General features: G+C 73.2%; 19 protein-coding genes. 8 read left to right on the top strand and 11 right to left on the bottom strand.

Annotated elements, in window-relative coordinates; translation table 11 throughout:
• Window positions 1–59 precede the first annotated feature (59 nt).
• Window positions 60–971 carry a TIGR01777 family oxidoreductase gene (locus QOL15_RS05740; protein ID WP_071245882.1) on the top strand — a complete coding sequence of 304 codons (912 nt, stop codon included), beginning with the start codon at window positions 60–62 and terminating at the stop codon, window positions 969–971.
• Between the two features lie 139 nt (window positions 972–1,110).
• Here the strand turns inward: QOL15_RS05740 and QOL15_RS05735 are convergent, their stop codons facing one another.
• Both QOL15_RS05735 and QOL15_RS05730 read right to left on the bottom strand, forming a co-directional pair.
• On the bottom strand, window positions 1,111–1,524 hold the full coding sequence (locus tag QOL15_RS05735; RefSeq protein ID WP_065959921.1) for a tetratricopeptide repeat protein: 414 nt from the start codon (window positions 1,522–1,524) through the stop codon (window positions 1,111–1,113).
• 53 nt (window positions 1,525–1,577) lie between these two features.
• Window positions 1,578–2,324 (bottom strand): 4-hydroxy-tetrahydrodipicolinate reductase, encoded by a 747-nt coding sequence (locus QOL15_RS05730; protein WP_071245881.1) that lies wholly within the window; start codon window positions 2,322–2,324, stop codon window positions 1,578–1,580.
• Between the two features lie 23 nt (window positions 2,325–2,347).
• Between QOL15_RS05730 and QOL15_RS05725 the strand changes: the two genes are divergently transcribed.
• A complete protein-coding gene (locus tag QOL15_RS05725) occupies window positions 2,348–2,836 on the top strand; it encodes a GNAT family N-acetyltransferase (protein WP_071245879.1) in 489 nt (162 codons plus the stop codon).
• Here the strand turns inward: QOL15_RS05725 and QOL15_RS05720 are convergent.
• Together QOL15_RS05720 and QOL15_RS05715 are read right to left on the bottom strand one after the other, a co-directional pair.
• Window positions 2,833–3,435, bottom strand: a complete 603-nt coding sequence (locus QOL15_RS05720) for a histidine phosphatase family protein (protein WP_065959919.1) — start codon at window positions 3,433–3,435, stop codon at window positions 2,833–2,835. The two genes, QOL15_RS05725 and QOL15_RS05720, sit on opposite strands and share 4 nt — an antisense overlap.
• A gap of 5 nt (window positions 3,436–3,440) precedes the next feature.
• Window positions 3,441–4,775 carry a pitrilysin family protein gene (locus QOL15_RS05715; RefSeq protein ID WP_065959814.1) on the bottom strand — a complete coding sequence of 445 codons (1,335 nt, stop codon included), beginning with the start codon at window positions 4,773–4,775 and terminating at the stop codon, window positions 3,441–3,443.
• A gap of 246 nt (window positions 4,776–5,021) precedes the next feature.
• Here QOL15_RS05715 and QOL15_RS05710 point away from each other — a divergent pair, with 246 nt between their 5' ends.
• Both QOL15_RS05710 and QOL15_RS05705 read left to right on the top strand, forming a co-directional pair.
• Complete coding sequence (locus tag QOL15_RS05710; protein WP_175473797.1) at window positions 5,022–5,669, top strand: TetR/AcrR family transcriptional regulator; 648 nt, start codon at window positions 5,022–5,024, stop codon at window positions 5,667–5,669.
• A gap of 100 nt (window positions 5,670–5,769) precedes the next feature.
• Window positions 5,770–6,297 carry a YbhB/YbcL family Raf kinase inhibitor-like protein gene (locus tag QOL15_RS05705; protein WP_071245876.1) on the top strand — a complete coding sequence of 176 codons (528 nt, stop codon included), beginning with the start codon at window positions 5,770–5,772 and terminating at the stop codon, window positions 6,295–6,297.
• Between the two features lie 82 nt (window positions 6,298–6,379).
• On the opposite strand, the gene QOL15_RS05700 is transcribed toward QOL15_RS05705, so the two are convergent.
• On the bottom strand, window positions 6,380–8,653 hold the full coding sequence (locus QOL15_RS05700; protein WP_065959809.1) for a polyribonucleotide nucleotidyltransferase: 2,274 nt from the start codon (window positions 8,651–8,653) through the stop codon (window positions 6,380–6,382).
• A 289-nt stretch (window positions 8,654–8,942) separates the two neighbouring features.
• Between QOL15_RS05700 and QOL15_RS05695 the strand changes: the two genes are divergently transcribed.
• Window positions 8,943–10,139, top strand: a complete 1,197-nt coding sequence (locus QOL15_RS05695; RefSeq protein ID WP_071245875.1) for a lytic transglycosylase domain-containing protein — start codon at window positions 8,943–8,945, stop codon at window positions 10,137–10,139.
• Between the two features lie 37 nt (window positions 10,140–10,176).
• Here QOL15_RS05695 and QOL15_RS05690 read toward each other — a convergent pair whose 3' ends face one another.
• The 3 genes from QOL15_RS05690 to QOL15_RS05680 all read right to left on the bottom strand — a co-directional run bounded on the left by QOL15_RS05690 (window position 10,177) and on the right by QOL15_RS05680 (window position 11,858).
• Complete coding sequence (locus tag QOL15_RS05690; RefSeq protein WP_071245874.1) at window positions 10,177–10,845, bottom strand: CE1759 family FMN reductase; 669 nt, start codon at window positions 10,843–10,845, stop codon at window positions 10,177–10,179.
• Window positions 10,846–11,020: 175 nt separating this feature from the next.
• Complete coding sequence (gene rpsO / locus QOL15_RS05685) at window positions 11,021–11,290, bottom strand: 30S ribosomal protein S15 (RefSeq protein ID WP_058742593.1); 270 nt, start codon at window positions 11,288–11,290, stop codon at window positions 11,021–11,023.
• 121 nt (window positions 11,291–11,411) lie between these two features.
• A complete protein-coding gene (locus QOL15_RS05680) occupies window positions 11,412–11,858 on the bottom strand; it encodes a VanZ family protein (RefSeq protein WP_139197315.1) in 447 nt (148 codons plus the stop codon).
• Between the two features lie 144 nt (window positions 11,859–12,002).
• Here QOL15_RS05680 and QOL15_RS05675 point away from each other — a divergent pair, with 144 nt between their 5' ends.
• From QOL15_RS05675 to QOL15_RS05665, 3 genes are all read left to right on the top strand, one after another.
• Window positions 12,003–13,085: a glycoside hydrolase family 6 protein gene (locus QOL15_RS05675; RefSeq protein ID WP_071245873.1), complete on the top strand. Its 1,083-nt coding sequence runs from the start codon at window positions 12,003–12,005 to the stop codon at window positions 13,083–13,085.
• 66 nt (window positions 13,086–13,151) lie between these two features.
• A complete protein-coding gene (locus tag QOL15_RS05670) occupies window positions 13,152–14,321 on the top strand; it encodes a M4 family metallopeptidase (RefSeq protein ID WP_083393851.1) in 1,170 nt (389 codons plus the stop codon).
• A gap of 9 nt (window positions 14,322–14,330) precedes the next feature.
• On the top strand, window positions 14,331–14,600 hold the full coding sequence (locus QOL15_RS05665) for a protealysin inhibitor emfourin (protein WP_071245870.1): 270 nt from the start codon (window positions 14,331–14,333) through the stop codon (window positions 14,598–14,600).
• 82 nt (window positions 14,601–14,682) lie between these two features.
• Here QOL15_RS05665 and QOL15_RS05660 read toward each other — a convergent pair whose 3' ends face one another.
• The 3 genes from QOL15_RS05660 to QOL15_RS05650 all read right to left on the bottom strand — a co-directional run bounded on the left by QOL15_RS05660 (window position 14,683) and on the right by QOL15_RS05650 (window position 18,315).
• Window positions 14,683–16,929, bottom strand: coding sequence for an AAA family ATPase (locus tag QOL15_RS05660; RefSeq protein WP_071245868.1), 2,247 nt, complete (start codon window positions 16,927–16,929; stop codon window positions 14,683–14,685).
• Between the two features lie 178 nt (window positions 16,930–17,107).
• Complete coding sequence (locus QOL15_RS05655) at window positions 17,108–17,944, bottom strand: aldo/keto reductase (protein ID WP_065959797.1); 837 nt, start codon at window positions 17,942–17,944, stop codon at window positions 17,108–17,110.
• The gene (locus tag QOL15_RS05650; RefSeq protein WP_065959796.1) at window positions 17,944–18,315 is read right to left on the bottom strand and encodes an FKBP-type peptidyl-prolyl cis-trans isomerase; all 372 of its coding nucleotides are present in this window, start codon (window positions 18,313–18,315) and stop codon (window positions 17,944–17,946) included. The genes QOL15_RS05655 and QOL15_RS05650 overlap by 1 nt, the downstream gene beginning before the upstream one ends.
• Window positions 18,316–18,363: the final 48 nt, after the last annotated feature.

Here is an 18,363-nt window from a genome sequence, read left to right as displayed (position 1 = left end):
GAGCCGACCACCGGACGCGCACCGGGCCTCCCGTCAGCTGGCTGAGTAACGTCGACGGCATGACGCCAGAGCCGCTCTCGATCCTCGTCGCCGGTGCGTCCGGCTTCATCGGGACCCCCCTCGTCCGTGCCCTGCGCGAGGCCGGACACCACGTGACGACGCTCGTGCGACGCGAGCCGCGCACCGCGTCGGAGTTCCGCTGGTCGCCCGGCTCCCGCCCGCTCGACCCGGCCGTCCTCGACGGTGCCGACGTGGTCGTCAACCTGGCGGGCGCGAGCATCGGCAATCTCCCGTGGACCGAGTCCTACAAGCGACAGATCCTGGACTCCCGCGTGCAGGCGACCGAGACGCTCGTCGCGGCCATGCGGAAGGCCCCCACCCCGCCCGCGCTCTTCCTGTCCGGGTCCGCCTCGGGCGTGTACGGCGACCGCCCCGCGGACGTGCTCGACGACGACGCCGCCGCCGGCCGGGGCTTCCTCGCCGACGTCTGCACCGCGTGGGAGGCCGCCGCGACCGCCGCACCCGAGGGCGTCCGCGTCGTGCTGCTCCGCACCGGCGTCGTCGTCGGCCAGGGCGGCGGCGCGCTCGCACCGCTCGTCCCGCTCACGAAGGCCGGCCTCGGCGGCAAGCTCGGCACCGGCGGCCAGTGGTGGCCGTGGATCGGACTCGACGACGAGGTCGGCGCGATCGTGCACCTCGCGACCAGCCCGGACGCCGCCGAGGTCCGCGGCCCGGTCAACCTCGCCGGACCCGAGCCCGCCGTCGCCGACCGCATCACGAAGCGCGTCGCCGAGGACCTGCACCGCCCCTACCTCGTCAACGTGCCCGCGTTCGCGCTCAAGGCACTGCTGCGCGAGGCCGCCGACGAGATGCTCCTGTCGAACCAGCGGATGGTGCCGAGGAAGCTCCTCGACACCGGGTACCGGTTCCGGTACGAGCGCGCCGAGGACGCGGTCGACGCCGCGTTCTGACGCAGGTCGCGTCCCGACGCAGGTCGCGTGCCGACACTCGGCGCTGCGGACGGGAGGCGCGGGTCAGCCCCGCTGGTCCGTTCCTGACCGGCGCGGCGCCGGACGGGAGGCGCGGGCCGGGCCCGCCACGGGCCTCCCGTCAGCGCGTGCTCGCCTTGGCGAGCGCGGTCCGCATCGCCGCTCGGGCGCGCTTGCGGTCGCCGGCGGCGTCGTAGACGACGCCGAGGCGGAACCACGCCCGCCAGTCATCCGGGTCCGCCTCGACCGCGTCGCGGTGGGCGGGGAACAGCTCGTCGGCGGCCGCACGGTCCGGGCGACCGCTCGGCAGGAGCGCGACGACCTCCTGCGGCGTCCCGCCCTCGCGTTCGAGGCGCGCGCCGAGCCGGGTGATCCGGATGCCGAAGCGGAACTCGAGGACGAGCAGGAGCGCGCCGATCACGGCGACGACGACGAGCGCGACCCCGATGCCGATCCCGATCGGCTGCCCGGTGGCGACGAACGCGACCGCGCGCTGCCCGACGAGCACGATGTACAGCGCGAGCAGGACGGCCATGAGCGCGGCGCCCCAGAACGGGGAGCGGACGGCCCGGAGGAACGGACGCTCGGTCACGCGATGCCCAGCACGCTGCCGAGGCCGACCGTGAGCCCGCGGGCTCCGACGGTGGCGGCCAGCGCGGCCCGGATGCCGGCGACGTAGGCGACGTCGTCGTTCGTGTCGTGCCGGATCGTGACGGTCTCGCCCGGCCCGCTCAGCACGACGTCCTGCACGGCCTTCACCCCGGGCAGACGGAGCGAGTGGACCGGCACGCTCGCGACCTGCTGCCCGCGGGCCCGCTGGTCGACGTGCGGGGCCTCGACCGGACCGACGTCGCGGCGGGCCTCGGCGATGAGCTCGGCCGTGCGCACCGCGGTGCCCGAGGGCGAGTCGACCTTGCCGGCGTGGTGCGTCTCGACGATCTCGGCGGAGGGGAACCAGGGCGCGGCGATCGTCGCGAGGTGGGTCGCCAGCACCGATCCGATCGAGAAGTTCGGCACCACGAGGACACCCTGCTCGGGGCGGTCCTCGAGCCCGGAGCGCAGCGTCGCGAGCCGTGCGGCGGACCAGCCGGACGTGCCGACGAGCACGTTCGCACCGCTCGCCAGTGCGTTGTCGACGATCGCGGGGCTCAGCGCGGGGACGGTCACGTCGACCACGAGCGCGGCACCGCCGAACACCGACGGGGGTGCCTCGTGGGCGCCGTCCCGCGACGAGAGCGACGCGACGAGCTCGAAGCCCTCGAGCGACTCGACGACGGAGGACACCAGGCCTCCGAGACGACCGGTGGCGCCGACGACGGCGACGGGAGTGACCATGGCTCCCATCCTAGGATCGACGCATGACGCTCCAGGTCAGGACCGTGCCCGCGGACGCACCCGAGGTGGACGTGCTGCTCGACGCGTACCTCGACGAGCGCGAGGCGACCTTCCCGAGTGCGCAGGGGACGTACGCACGGAAGCGCACGCCGGCGGTCGAGTTCACGGCACCGCGCGGCACCTTCGTGGTCGCGTACGACGACGGCGTCCCGGTCGGCTGCGGTGGGCTCCGGCGGATCGCGGACGACGGCGACGACGTCCGCTTCGAGGTGAAGCACGTGTACGTCTCCCCCGCTGGTCGCGGACGGGGCGTCGCCACGGCCGTGATGGACGCCCTCGAGGCCGCGGCCCGCGACGCCGGGGCGACGGGCGTCGTGCTCGACACGAACGACTCGCTCGTCGCGGCCGGGGCGATGTACCGCGGTCGTGGCTACCGGCGGACGGAGCCGTTCAACGACAACCCGAACGCGACCGCCTGGTACCGGCTGCCGCTCGCGGACGGGAGCCGTTAGACGGGCTGGTCGACCGGCAGGCCCGTGCGCAGCTCGACCGGCAGGTGCGCGAGGTCGTTCAGCGTGACCACCTCGGCGGGCTTGGCGCTGCGGATGCGGATGATCGTCAGTGCCGTGTGCGCGACGTTCGTGCCCATCCACCGCCACTCGGGTGCCTGGAACGCCTCGCGGACGAACCACCCGATGACGGCGTTGTGGGTGATGAGCAGGTCGTGCCGGTCCTCGCGCGCGGGCGTGAACCACTCCGCGACGGCGTCGCCCATCTGGGCCTGACCGGCGACGATCTCCTCCTCGGTCACGCCGCCGTACCAGCCCTGGTAGGCGTGCGGCATGTCCGGGGTCGGTCCGGACGGGATGCAGTCGAACAGCAGGGTCGACGGCTGCGGCTGGATCGCGGGCAGGCGCTTCGCCAGGAACGACGCGGTCTCGCTCGGGGCGTCGAGCGGCGAGTGGTACACGCCGTCGAAGGGCACGCCGCCCAGGCGGTCGGCGACGAGCATCGACTGCCGCTTCCCGCGCTCGGAGAGCTTGCCGTCGCGGAGGCCGTGCTCGGCGTCCTGGTGTTCACCGTGGCGGACGAGGTACAGGTAGTGCGACACGTCCGTCACCCCTCGACGCCGAGGGCCGCGGCCAGCTCGGACTGCTGCACGGCACCGACCACCGAGGTGATCGTCGGACGGGTGAGCAGGTCGCGCGCCAGCTCGAGGACGTCGACCTGCGTGACCCGGTCGACGCGCTGCAGGGCGGTGCCGAGGTCGGTGAACTCCCCGGTGCCGAGCTCGGATCGGCCGAGCCGGGTCATCCGGGCGTCGGAGTCCTCGAGCGACAGGGTGAGCGCGCCCTCGATCTGGCCCTTGGCGCGGCGCAGTTCGTCCTCGGTGATGCCGTGGTCGACCATGCGGCGGAACTCGGCGTCGATGATCTCGACGACCCCGGCGACGTTGTCCGGCGCGCACCCGGCGTACACGCCGAACGCACCGTTGTCGAGGTAGGCCGGCGCGAACGACGACACGGCGTAGGCGAGGCCGCGACGCTCGCGGACCTCCTGGAACAGCCGCGAGCTCATGCCGCCGCCGAGCACGGCGTTGAGCACGCTGAGCACCGGGCGGCGGTCGTCGCGGAGGTCGAGCCCCTGCGAGCCGCGCAGCATGCTGACCTGCTCGGTCGGCCGGTGCGTGACCGTGAGCTCGGAGACCGCGGGGTCGGCCGCCGCGCTCGGGGTCCGGCGGGCGAGCGGTGCGGCGTCTGGGGCGTCGCGGAAGACCTGCTCGACGAGCTCGCGGAAGCGGTCGTGGTCGACGGCACCGGCCGCGGTCACGACGATGCCGTTCGGCGCGTAGTGCTCGCGGTAGTGGGACAGGACCTCGTCGCGTCCGACCGCGCGGATGCTCTCGGGGGTGCCGCCGATCGGGCGACCGAGGGGGTGCCCGCCGAAGGCCGCGGCGAAGAACGCCTCGCCCGCGACGTCGGCGGGGTCGTCGGCCGCCATCGCGAGTTCCTCGAGGATGACGCCGCGCTCGACGTCGAACGCCTCGGCCTCGAGCACGGATCCGGTGACCATGTCACCGATCACCTCGACCGCCATGGGGACGTCGGTGTCCCGGACACGGGCGTAGTAGCAGGTGTACTCCTTCGCCGTCGCCGCGTTGTGCTCGCCGCCCACGGAGTCGAAGGAGATCGCGATGTCGAGCGCACTGCGACGTTCGGTGCCCTTGAAGAGCAGGTGCTCGAGGAAGTGCGTGGAGCCGTACTGCCCCTCGCGCTCGTCGCGGGACCCGACGCCCACCCAGAAGCCGAGGCTCGTCGAGCTGGCCCCCGGGACGGTCTCGGTGAGGACCCGCACACCGGACGGCAGCACGGTTCGACGGACGAATGCACCACCGGACGTCAGGAACGACGTGTCAGGGGCCTCGAGCGGCAACGGCACTGGTTGGTTCATCGCAGGAGAGCCTACTGATCCGCACGAGCGCGCCGCCCAGTTTCCCCAGCCACACGCCACGTGCCTCAAACTGGGGTACATCTGTGGAGGATAGAAAGACTCGTCTGTCTGTCCTCACTGTGGTACAGTTCTTCTCATCGGGTCGGAAGCCCCCCTAGATTCCGACCCGGTGGCTCGGGACATCAGTCCTGCGCGGCGGAGTCCCCCCACTCCCCCGCGGAGCCGATGAGTCCGAGGAGCAACGCTGTGACGGTCGATTCCCCCCAACCGGCCGTCCAGCGTCTCCCCGGCCCGAGCACGAACCTCGCGTCGCCGGACGGGTCGAGCGTCCCCCCGACTCCCCGCTCCGGCGGCGCGAAGGTCCGCATCCTCGACACCGCGTCGCGGCTCTTCTACGAGGAGGGCATCCAGTGCGTCGGCGTCGACCGGCTCATCTCGGCCGCGAGCGTCACGAAGGCCACCTTCTACAAGCACTACGGCTCGAAGGACAACCTGATCCTCGCCTACGTGCACGCCCAGCACGAGCGCGTCCGCGCCGGCTTCGAACAGCTCGTCGCCGAGGCCGAGACCCCCACCGAGGCCGTCCGCGCGTGGGTCGCCGCCGTCTCCGGCGAGGTGAGCCGGGCCGAGTTCCGCGGGTGCGCGTTCCTCAACGCCGCCGCGGAGTACCACGACCCCCGGCACCCCGTGCGCGAGGTCGTCGCCAGCCACCGTGACTGGTACACGGAGGAACTGTTCGCCCTGCTGCAGCGCGCCGGCCACCCGCTGCCGGGGGACGGTGCCGACGAGCTCATGCTCGCGCGCGACGGCGCGATGTCCGGCGCCTACGCGGGCGACGCGATCGCCGCGACGGCGGCGCTCGGTCGCGTGGTCGACCGCGTCATCGCGGCCTGACCGACCGGTCCACGTCCCGGACGGGAGGCGCGTGGCGGGCCCGCCACGCGCCTCCCGTCCGTCCCATCCCCGGGACAGGGCGCGGGTGTTGGCTGGTCCCATGGCCAACGACCCCAACTGGAACCTCCCCGAGGTCCCCACGTTCACCCTGACGAGTCCCGACTTCGCCGACGGCGGCGTCCTGCCCGACTGGGCACGCGGCGGCGACGCCGGTGGCGAGGACCGCTCCCCCGCACTCGAGTGGACCGGGGCGCCCGAGGGCACGCAGAGCTACGTGCTCACGGTGTACGACCCCGACGCCCCGACCGGCTCCGGCTTCTGGCACTGGAGCCTGACCGACCTCCCCGCGTCGACCACGTCGCTCGAGCGCGGCGCCGGCACGGACGACGCGCTGCTGCCCGCCGAGGCGCTGCGTCGCCGCAACGAGTACGGCACCGACACCTTCCTCGGCGCCGCACCGCCCGCCGGACACGGACCGCACCGCTACGTCTTCACGGTGAGCGCGCTCGACGTCCCCGTCCTCGAGGCACCCGCCGACGCCACGCCCGCGGTCGTCGGGTTCCTGCTGCGCGAGCACCTGCTCGGGCGCGCGCAGCTCACCGGCACGCAGGAGACCCCCGCCTCCTGACGGCGGGACCGGACCACGAACGACGGACGGCCGCCACTCCCGGCGGGGAGTGGCGGCCGTCCGTGTGTCAGCGCGCTGGGGTTCAGCCCTCGGCCGGAGCCTCGGCGTGCTTCTCGTGACCCTCGCGGCCCTCGGTGTCCACCTCGTCGGCGACGACCGGCGCGAGCGAGAGCTTGCCGCGGTCGTCCACCTTGGTGACCTCGACCAGGATCTTCTGGCCGACGCCGAGGACGTCCTCGACGTTCTCCACACGCTTGCCACCGGCGAGCTTGCGCACCTCGGAGACGTGGAGCAGACCGTCGCGGCCCGGGAGCAGCGACACGAAGGCACCGAAGGTCGCGATCTTGACGACCGTGCCGAGGAACTGGTCCCCGATCTCCGGGTTCGTCGGGTTCGCGATCGCGTTGACCTGGGCACGGGCGGCCTCGGCCGACGGGCCGTCGACGGCGCCGATGTAGACGGTGCCGTCGTCCTCGATGGAGATGTCGGCGCCGGTCTCGTCCTGGATCCCGTTGATCGTCTTGCCCTTCGGGCCGATCAGCTCGCCGATCTTGTCGACGGGGATCTGCACCGAGATCACACGCGGGGCGGTGTCGGCCATCTCGTCCGGTCCGTCGATGGCCTCGTTGAGGACACCGAGGATGGCCGAGCGGGCCTCCTTCGCCTGCTTGAGCGCGGCGTCGAGGACCGACGACGGGATGCCGTCGAGCTTCGTGTCGAGCTGGATCGCCGTGACGAAGTCCGCCGTGCCGGCGACCTTGAAGTCCATGTCGCCCAGTGCGTCCTCGGCACCGAGGATGTCGGTCAGCGCCGCGTAGCGGGTCTGACCGTCGACGGTGTCGGACACGAGGCCCATCGCGATGCCCGCGACCGGGGCCTTGAGCGGCACACCGGCGTTGAGGAGCGACAGGGTCGACGCGCAGACCGAGCCCATCGACGTCGAGCCGTTGGAGCTCAGCGCCTCGGACACCTGGCGGATGGCGTAGGGGAACTCGTCACGCGACGGCAGCACCGGCACGAGGGCGCGCTCGGCGAGGAAGCCGTGCCCGATCTCGCGACGCTTCGGCGACCCGACGCGACCGGTCTCACCGGTCGAGTACGGCGGGAAGTTGTAGTGGTGCAGGTAACGCTTCTTCGTGACGGGCGACAGCGAGTCGATCTGCTGCTCCATCTTGAGCATGTTCAGCGTGGTGACGCCGAGGATCTGCGTCTCGCCGCGCTGGAACACCGCCGAACCGTGGACGCGCGGGATCACGGCGACCTCGGCGTCGAGCGGACGGATGTCGGCGAGGCCGCGACCGTCCATGCGGACCTGCTCGGTCAGGATGCGGCCGCGGACGACCTTCTTCGTGACCGACTTGTAGGCGCCGCTGACCTGGCCGTTGGCGCTCTCGGGGAGCTCGCCTGCCGTCACCTTGGCGGCGATGGCCTCCTTGACGCGGGCCTTGAGGGCGTCGTCCTTGTCCTGACGCTCGATCTTGCCGGCGATCTGGTAGACGTCCTTGAGCTCGTCGAGGGCGATCGCCTCGACGGCGTCGTAGACCTCGGGGGCGTAGGGCGGGAAGACCGGGTAGTCCTGGATCTCCTTGGCCGACTGCGCGGCCATCTTCGCCTGCGCCTCGACGAGGACCTTGAGGAACGGCTTGGCCGCCTCGAGGCCCTGCGCGACGACGGCCTCGTCGGGCTTCGTCGCGCCGGCCTGGATGAGGTCCCAGCTGTGCTCGGTGGCCTCGGCCTCGACCATCATGATCGCGACGTCCTCGTTGCCGGCCTCGTCCGTGACGACACGGCCCGCGACGGTGAGGTCGAAGACGGCCTCGGCGAGCTGCGACGCCTTCGGGAACGCGACCCACTGGCCGTCGATGAGCGCGAGGCGCACACCGGCGATCGGGCCGGAGAACGGCAGACCGGAGATCTGCGTCGACGCCGACGCGGCGTTGATCGCGAGCGCGTCGTAGAACTCGTCCGGCGCGATGCTCAGGACGGTGATGACGATCTGGACCTCGTTGCGGAGACCGTCGACGAACGACGGGCGCAGCGGCCGGTCGATGAGACGGCAGACCAGGATCGCCTCGGTCGAGGGGCGGCCCTCGCGACGGAAGAACGAACCGGGGATCTTGCCGGCGGCGTACGAGCGCTCCTCGACGTCCACCGTCAGCGGGAAGAAGTCGAAGCCCTCACGCGGGTGCTTGCCGGCGCTGGTGGCCGAGAGGAGCATGGTCTCCTCGTCGAGGTACGCGGCAACCGCGCCCTGGGCCTGCTGTGCGAGCCGACCGGTCTCGAACCGGACGGTGCGCGTGCCGAAGCGGCCGTTGTCGATGACAGCCTCGGCGAACTTGATCTCGGGACCCTCCAAAAGGGTGCCTCCTTGACGTGTTCGGCAGACCTGGGCGACGGCACTCGTGGTGCGTGCGCGCCGATGTGTCGGGGCGCATGTCTGGCCAGCAGTAGAAGCACTCGGGACTCCGGACGGCCCGCGAACCACCACCGATGACCAGCTCCGTGCCCGGTCTGCGCGATGTTGTGGTGTCACAGCGTGTGTGACGTCCGGGGATCGGTCCCTGGACGATGAGGACTTTACCAGCCCTCGGGCGCCGGACGGCGAGGCTCGTGGCGAACGGGCGTGTCCCCGGTAACCTGCCGCCATGCGCTCCTCTCCCTCGCGGGCGGTGCTCGTCGCGGTGGCCCTGGTCGCCGGCGCGCTCGTCGCCCCGGTCGTCACCGCCGTCCCCGCCAGCGCCACCACCTACCCGTCGTGGCAGGACGTCGAGGCCGCGAAGGGCAACGAGCAGGCGAAGCAGGCCGAGGTCGCCACGATCCAGGACGCCCTGCACGCGGCACAGGCCGACGCCGCGACCAAGTCGCAGGCCGCGCTCGACGCGTCCGCGGCCGCCGACCGCGCCGAGGCGGACCTGACCGTGGCCACCCAGACCGCCACGAGCCTCCAGGCCCAGGCGACGGAGGCGCAGCAGACCGCCGACCGGGCGAAGACCCGTGCCGGCCAACTGGCGGCGAGCCTGTACCGGGACGGCAACCAGGGCGCGATGACCACCCGCATCGCGAGCGCCCACGACCCGGACGAGCTGCTCTACCAGCTCGGCGCACTCGACCAGCTCACCGGCACCTGGACCGACGTCCTCGACGACGCGTCCGTCGCAGCGCACACGGCGTCGTCCCTGCACGAGCAGGCCCTCCGCGCCGAGGACGAGCGGACCGCGCTGGCCGCGGCGGCGGAGCAGAAGTCCGACGCCGCCACGTCCGCGTCGGACGCCGCGCAGCAGGCGGTCGACAGCACGCAGCAGCACAGCGACGAGCTGTACGCACAGCTCGCGGCGCTCAAGGACACGACCGCGGCGACCGAGCAGCAGTACGCCGTCGGCCAGGCGGTCGCGGCACAGGCCGCCGCACAGGCCCGCGCCGCGCAGGCCGCCGCCCTGGCGGAGCAGGCACGACAGGCGGCGGGGTCGTCGGGATCGTCGGCGTCGTCGGGCGGCGGGAACGCCTACCCGAGCACCGACGGCGTCGCGGTCGACCCGGCGGGCGCCAAGGCGTACGCGCAGAGCCGGCTCGGCAGCTACGGCTGGGGTTCCGACCAGTACTCGTGCCTCGTGTCGCTGTGGACGCAGGAGTCCGGGTGGCGCGCGAACGCCCTCAACGCGTCGAGCGGGGCCTACGGCATCCCGCAGGCACTCCCCGCGAACAAGATGTCGGTGGCCGGGGCCGACTGGCGCACGAACGCGGCGACGCAGGTCGACTGGGGCCTGGCGTACATCCGGGACGCCTACGGGTCGCCGTGCGGCGCGTGGCACCACGAGATGAGCGTCAACCCGCACTGGTACTGACGGGCCCACCGGACCGTCGGTCGGCCGGCCCCTCGGCTCAGTGGCCGAGGCCGCCGAGCAGGGACGCGAAGTCGACCGTCTCCGGGAGGGCGTCGGCCCGCTGCGGCGTCCGCCGGGAGGCGCGGATCGCCCAGGCCAGGTCGACCCCGGCCCGGCGGATGCGCGCGTCGAGCGCGGCCGAGTCGGCGGCGCTCCCCCAGTCGTCGGTCGCGGCGAAGACGCCCGTCGGGACGACCGCCGCACGGAGGTAGGCGAAGACCGGCCGCAGCGCGTGGTCGATCGCGAGCGAGTGCCGCGCGGTCCCGCCCGTGGCCGCCAGGAGCACGGGCACGTCGACGAGCGCGTCCTTGTCGAGCACGTCGAGGAAGCTCTTCGCCAGGCCGCTCACCCCGGCCGTGAAGACCGGCGTGACGAACACGACCGCGTCGGCCTCGAGGACGGTCGCCTGCGCGGCGGCGAGCGCGGGCGCGGCGAACCCGGTGAGCATCGCGTCGACGATCTCGTGCGCGATCGGACGCAGCTCGACGTGGCGGACCTGCACCGCGCCTCCCCGGCCGTCACCCGTCGTCCGGTCGGCCGTCGTCGGGCCGGCCGATGCCTGGTCGGCCGCGACGGCGGCGACCGTGGCCTCGGCGAGGCGGTCGGCGAGCAGGCGCGTGGAGCTGGGCTCGGAGAGCCCGGCGGAGACGACGGCGATGGTGGTCATGGTGCGTCCTGTCTTTCGATGCGTTTGCATGAACATCCTACCGAACCGGGAGGCGGACGCAACCATTCCCGGTGCGGACGAGGAGCACCTCCGTCCGCGCCGGGTGGGAACGAGGAACGCCCCGGTCCTCACGAGGAGGACCGGGGCGTCCGGTCGAGCAGTGTCTGCGAGACGACTAGCGGCGCAGGCCGAGGCGCTCGATGAGCGCACGGTAGCGGCTGATGTCGACGTCGGAGAGGTACCCGAGGAGACGGCGACGCTGACCGACCATGAGCAGCAGACCACGACGCGAGTGGTGGTCGTGCTTGTGCTCCTTGAGGTGCTCGTTCAGGTCGTTGATGCGACGCGTCAGAACGGCGACCTGGACCTCGGGGGATCCGGTGTCGCCCGGGTGGGTCGCGTACTCTTCGATGATCTCCTGCTTGACCTTCGCGTCAAGTGCCATGGTGATCCCCTCTCTGTCCGTTGCGCGGTGCCCGTGCCTGATGCACGAGCGCTCTTTGTCCGCGGCCGTTCGACGGCAACCGGACGAGACTACCAGAGATCGGGCACGCCGACGCCGCCGGTCACACCGTGCGGACGCGGAGCCGGCGGCGGCGCGGCGCCGGCAGCAGGCTCCGGACGAGGCCGACGAGCGTCGCCCCGAGCAGTCCGCCGAGACCGTTCGACAGCACGTCGCGGGGGTCGGCGACGCGGTACGGCAGGAAGGCGGCCTGCGCCAGCTCGATGCCGGTCGACAGGCCCACCGCGACGACGGCGCCGAGGACCCACCAGCGCCGCGGCAGCCAGAGGGCCGCGAGCACGCCGACGGGGACGAACATCGCGATGTTCGCGAGGAACTCGACCCGGTCGTAGGTGAACCACGTGCCGTGCGGCAGCTGCTGCACCCAGGCGATCGCCCGGAGGACCAGCGCGTCCTGGGCGTGCGAGAAGACCCGCGGGGTCAGCGTCATCCGCCAGATCACCCAGCCGTAGCCGACGGTGGTGGCGAGGAGCAGGGCCTTCCGGAACATCCGGCAAGTATCGGGGTGCACGCCTGGCAGGACCCGGCGTCCGGGCTGTGCGGACGCCCGGCGACCCTGAACGGACCGACCGCCGAGCCTGTGACCCGACGTCGTGCAGTGGTCCCCCGGCGCTCGACCTGCCAGCATGGACGCATGCCGCAGCAAGGGGACCACGGCCGGGGCGACACCGGACGTCCGGGCGGGCGCACGCGCGGTGCCCGTCGGGACAGCGGGCGCCGACAGTGGGCGTGGATCGGCGCCGTCGCGCTCCTCGTCGTCGCGATCGTCACCGCCGTCGTGCTGGTCCGACCGCCCGACCACCACGACGACCGCACGATCACCGCGCGGCGCACCGCGGCGGCCGCCTTCCCGGGTGGGCTCGCACAGCAGCCCGTGCAGGACAACCAGGCAGGCCGGCGCGAGGCCGACGCCCGCGCCGCCGGCGACACGAGCACCGCCGGGCGGCTCGCGGTGATCGCCGACCAGCCCGTCGCGACCTGGCTCACCGACCCCGACGAGACCGCGACGCGCCAGGTCGTGCGCCGGGTCGTCCGGGACGCCCGGCAGCAGGGCCGCACCCCGGTGTTCGTCCTGTACGCGATCCCCGACCGGGACTGCGGGAGCTTCTCGAAGGGCGGGACGGCCGAGCGCGACTACCTGCCGTGGGTCCGGTCGGCGGTGCGGGCGATGGCCGGTTCGCACGCCGTGGTCCTGGTCGAGCCGGACTCGATCGCGCAGATCCACGTGTGCGAGCGGCTCGGCGCCGACCGACTGCACCTGCTGCGCCAGGCCGTCGACGAGCTGACCGGGCGGGGCCTGACGGTGTACCTCGACGGCGGCAACGAGGACCGGGTCCCCGTGGCGACGATGGCCCGCTGGCTGCGACAGGCCGGGGTCGACCGGGTGCAGGGCTTCGCGACGAACGTGTCGAACTTCTACCGCGTCGACCAGGAGCGCGCCTACGCCGACCGGCTGGCCGACGCGATCGGCGGCGACCCGCACTTCGTCGTCGACGTCTCCCGCAACGGACAGGGCTGGCGCGGCACGTGGTGCAACCCCGAGGGCGCGGGGCTCGGGCAGCCGCCGCACGTGACCCGGGGCACGACCCGGCTCGACGCGCTGCTGTGGGTGAAGACCCCGGGGCTGAGCGACGGCACCTGCAACGGCGGCCCGGCGGCCGGGCAGTGGTGGGAGTCCTACGCGCTCGACCTGGTGGCGAACCGCCGCCAGGACTGAGCCGCGCCGCCCGCCGTTCCCCGCACGGGCCACGCGACCGTCGGCGGTCGGTGGTTGCATGACGCCATGACCGCACACGACCGGTTCCGTTCCGTCGTCCCGCCCTACCTGCTGCAGGCCGTGGCCCGGGCGGCCGAACACCCCCGTGCCGCCGCGGCCGCCCGCACCGCCCTCGCCGAGATGTCCGCGGTCAGCGCGCCCAAGCACGAGCACCGCGTCCGACCGCGACAGCTCGCCGCCACGCCCGACCGGTCACCGCAGCGCACGATCGCCGACGCCGCAGGCACGACCACGCTCCCCGGCACCGTCGTCCGACGCGAGGGCGAGCCCGCCACCGGCGACGCCGCGGTCGACGAGGCGTACGCGGGCCTCGGCGCGACGCACGCGTTCTGGCTCGAGGTGTTCGGCCGCGTGTCGATCGACGGCGCCGGACTCCCCCTCGACGCGACGGTCCACTACGGCCAGAACTACGACAACGCCTACTGGGACGGGCAGCGGATGGTGTTCGGCGACGGGGACGACGAGGTGTTCCGCCGCTTCACGGTCGCGCTCGACGTGATCGGCCACGAACTCGCGCACGGGGTCACGCAGTACACCGCCGACCTGACGTACGAGGGGCAGTCGGGTGCGCTGAACGAGTCGGTGAGCGACGTCTTCGGCTCGCTCGTCGCGCAGTACGCCGCGGGCCAGACCGCCGAGCAGGCGACGTGGCTCATCGGCGAGGGCCTCTTCACGGACGCGGTGCACGGCGACGCGCTGCGGTCGATGCGTGCGCCGGGGACCGCCTACGACGACCCGGTCCTCGGCAAGGACCCGCAGCCCGCGACGATGGCCGGGTACGTGCAGACCACCGAGGACTCGGGCGGGGTGCACCTGAACTCCGGCATCCCGAACCACGCCTTCTTCCTGGCGGCCACGGCCATCGGCGGGAACGCGTGGGAGGGCGCCGGTGCCGTGTGGTGGGACGCCCTGACCTCCGACGCGACCACGGAGTCGATCGACTTCGCGGGCTTCGCGCGGGTCACGGTCGACGCGGCGGCCCGACGGTTCGGCCGGGGCTCGGCCGAGGCCACCGCGGTCGCCGACGCCTGGCGGACGGTCGGGGTGCTCGGGGCGACGGCAGCCGGCACCACGGACGGCGTCACGGACACGGACGGTGACGTGGGCACGGACGGCGACGCCGTCACGGACGGCAGCGGGGACGGCAGCGGGGACGGCCCGCGCCACAGGGCGTAGCCTCCGGCCATGCAGATCGTCGTCCGCCGCTCGGGTGGGTTCGCCGGCACCTCGCGGGGCTGGCGGATCGACACCGACACGTGCGACGACCCGGAGACCTGGCACGAGTTGGTCGGTGCCCTGCCGCGCGAGGCCCCCGTCCGCCACCGGACACCGCCCGACGACTTCACGTGGACCGTCACGGTCGCGCGGACCACGGTCACGATCCCGGGCAGTCAGCTCGACGGGCCGTGGGCGACCCTGGTCGCGCGGGTGCACGACCAGGGCGACCCGGACTGATGGCCGCGCGCAGCGGCCGTCCACGACGTCGACGACGGCGGGGCGGTGGCGGGCAGGTCCGGCCGGCGCACCGCCCGCCGCATCAGTCCTCGACGTCGACGACGACCAACCGGCGGGTCGGTCGCGTCATCGCGACGTAGACCGCCGCCGCCGGACGTGCCGCGTCGGCACCGACCCGCTCCGGGTCCACCAGCAGGACCCCGTCGAACTCCAACCCCTTCGCGTCAGCACCGGTGAGCACCGTGACCGACCCCGGACGCGGTGACCCGAGCCCGCGGACGTCGGCCTGCGTCGCCGCGAGCCGCTCCCGCACCGCGGTGACGAGCACCTCCGGGGTGATGACGCCGATCGTGCCCGACCCGATGCGCTCCCGCTCGGCGACGACGTGGTCGGCCACGGTGTCGAGCAGGTCGGCACGACGCACGGTCACGCGGTCGACCGGGTCGCCGTCGCGCACGGCCTCGTTGCGCGTCACGGTGAGCCCGGCGGCGTCGGCGTACTCCCCGGCGGCCTGCACGATCGAGCGCGGGGTGCGGTAGTTCACCGTGAGCTCGGCGATGCGGTGGTCGATCGGCACGAGCGGTGCGCGACCGCGACGCCGGCGGGCGAGGGCACCGACCACGTCGTCCCAGGTCCGCGCGGCACCCGGCGAGGAACCCTGCGCCATGTCCCCGACGATCGTGAACGACCGGAGCGGGTTGCGCCGGGCGAGCACACGCCACTGCATCGGCGAGAGCTCCTGGGCCTCGTCGACGACGATGTGCCCGTACGTCCACTCACGGTCGGCCGCAGCGCGCTCGGCCGTGGTCCGGCCGTCCCCGCCCTCGGCGAAGGACCCGGCGACCTGCTCGGCGGTGACGATCCCCTCGACGCCCATGTTCTCGATGGCCTGGCGGGCGTTCTCGACGTCGCGGTCCCGGCTCGCCTTGGCCTGCCGCTTGGCCGCGCCGCCGGTCGGGTCGAACGGACCGAGGAGCTCGGCCGCCTCGTCCAGGAGCGGGACGTCCTCGACCGTGAAGCCGGCGCCGCGCGGACGGGCGAGGAGCGCACGCCGCTCGGGCGTCCAGTCCGGGGTCAGCGAGGCGAGCCAGTTCGGCCGGGCGTAGAGGTCCTCGAGGAACTTCTCGGGCGGCAGCGGCAGCCACGCGGTGTTGAGCAGCACCCGGGCGTCGTACGAGCTGCGGATGTCCTCGCGCAGGACCTTCTCGTCGGCCTCGTCGACCGTCGTGCCGCGCTCCCGCAGCTGGTCGGCCAGCAGCCGTGTCATGGCGTCGAGGGCGATCTTGTTGAAGGTCACACGCGCGACGTTGTGCGGCTTGCCCCGGTCCTGCGCCCGCTTCACCGCGTCGGCGACGAGCTGCGCGGGGACGGCCAGGCGCTCGCCCTCGACGTCGAGCACGACCGACTCGGTGGGCACGACCTGCCGCGAGCGCACCGCACGACGGAGCAGGGCGGCCATCTGCCCGGAGCCCTTCACGGCGGCGACGTCCCGGGAGTCGTGCACGGTGGCGTGGACGCCCGGGTACAGCGAGCCGAGCGAGGCCATCACGACGCCGGTCTCGCCGAGCGACGGCAGCACCTGCTCGATGTAGGTCAGGAACGCCGAGGACGGCCCGACCATGAGCACGCCGGACCCGCGGAGCCGGTCACGGTGCGTGTAGAGCAGGTAGGCCGCACGGTGCAGCGCGACCGCGGTCTTGCCGGTGCCGGGGCCGCCCTGCACGATGAGGACGCCCTCGAGCGGGGAGCGGATCACGCGGTCCTGCTCGCCCTGGATCGTCGCGACGATGTCGGTCATCCGGCCGGTGCGCTCGGCGGTCACGGCCGCGAGGAGCGCCCCCTCGCCCTGCAGGTGGGTGCGCTCGTCGTCGTAGAGCGTCGCGTCGAAGACCTCGTCCTCGACGCCGACCACCCGGCGGCCCTCGAGCGTCAGGTGCCGCCGCGCCCGCATCCCCATCGGGTGGGCCGCGGTGGCCTGGTAGAACGCGCTCGCCCCGGGCACGCGCCAGTCGAGCAGGAGCGGCCGGTGCTCGTCGTCACGGAGGCCGACGCGGCCGATGTAGCGGAAGGCGTCCTCGTCGTCGGCGGGCTCGGACACCTCGAGCCGACCGAACACCAGCCGGTCGCCGACGCGCTCGAGCGTCGCGATGGTGTCCTCGTACAGGCGGGCGTACGCGTCGCGTTCGCTGCGGCTCTGGTGGTTGCCGCCGACCGCCTGGCGGCGGGTCTCGGCGAGTCGCTGCTCGGCCTCGGCCGTCAGGTCGTCGAGACGGGCGAAGAGCCCGTCCACGTAGCCGCGCTCGCGGTCGGTCTCGGTCGGTTCGGACACACGCCACCCTTCGGGAAACAGGGGTGTCCAGTGTAGTCCCGGCGCACCGACACCCAGGACGCAGGTGCGGGCTCGGGACGCAACCGCGGACGGACGGGAGGCGCGGTGCCTGCTGGCACCGCGCCTCCCGTCCGCAGCGGGTCGGTGCGGGACGCACCGACCGTCGGGGCGTCAGCCCCTACATCTCCTCGTGGGTGTCCGGGTCGCCGTCCCACAGGCGGCCGCGCTCGAGCGCGGAGATCGCGTGCACCTCGTCGTCGGTGAGCGCGAAGCCGAACACGTCGAGGTTCTCGCGCTGCCGGTCCGGGTCGCCCGACTTCGGCACCGGCACCGCGCCGAGCTGCACGTGCCAGCGCAGCACGACCTGGCCGGGGGTGACCCCGTGCGCGGACGCCGCGTCCAGCACGGGCTGTTCGGTGAGCAGCTGGGACTGCTTCGCGAGCGGGCTCCAGCTCTCGGTCACGATCCCGTACTGCGCGTGCACCTTGCGGAGCTCGGCCTGCGGGAAGTACGGGTGCAGCTCGACCTGGTTCACCGCCGGCGCGACACCGGTGGCGTCGATGATCCGCTCCAGGTGCGCCGGCGTGAAGTTCGAGACGCCGATCGAGCGGACGGTGCCGCTGTCACGCAGGTCGACGAGCGCCTTCCACGTGTCGACGAACCGGTCCACGGACGGGTTCGGCCAGTGGATGAGGTACAGGTCCACGCGGTCGAGGCCGAGGTTGCCCAGGGTCTCCTCGACCGAGCGGTGCGCCTCGTCGTAGCCGTGGTGCCGGCCGGGCAGCTTCGACGTGACGACGAGGTCCTCGCGGTCCACCTCGGACTCCCGCACGGCACGACCGACGGCGTCCTCGTTGCCGTAGTTCAGCGCGGTGTCGAGCAGCCGGTAGCCGCTCGTGATCGCCGCGCCGACCGCCGCGGCGCCCTCGTCGCCGTTCAGCCCGTACGTGCCGAGCCCGAGCTCCGGGAACCGGTGGCCGTCGTTCAGCTCGATCGTCGGGGCGCCGACGCGCATCAGCGGACCCCGAGCAGGTCGATCACGAAGATCAGGGTCTTGCCGGACAGGAAGTGGCCGCCGCCGGCCGGGCCGTAGGCGAGCTCCGGCGGGACGACGAGCTTGCGGCGTCCGCCGACCTTCATGCCGGGGATGCCCTCCTGCCAGCCGCGCACGAGCGCCGCGAGCGGGAAGTCGATCGGCTCGCCGCGGTTCCACGAGCTGTCGAACTCCTCGCCGGTCTCGTACTCGACGCCGGCGTAGTGCACCTTGACCGTCGAACCCGCGGAGGCCTCGGGGCCGTCGCCCTCGACGATGTCGGTGATCACGAGCTCGGTGGGGGCCGGACCCTCGGGGGCGTCGAACTCGGGCTTGCTGTTGAGGTCAGTCATGCGCGCCAGTCAACCAGGTCGTCAGTCTGGGCGATCCCGGGCCGCGCA

It is taken from the genome of Curtobacterium sp. MCBA15_012 (assembly GCF_001864935.2).
Taxonomy (GTDB): domain Bacteria; phylum Actinomycetota; class Actinomycetes; order Actinomycetales; family Microbacteriaceae; genus Curtobacterium.
This window is presented reverse-complemented; position numbering and strand designations above follow the sequence as displayed.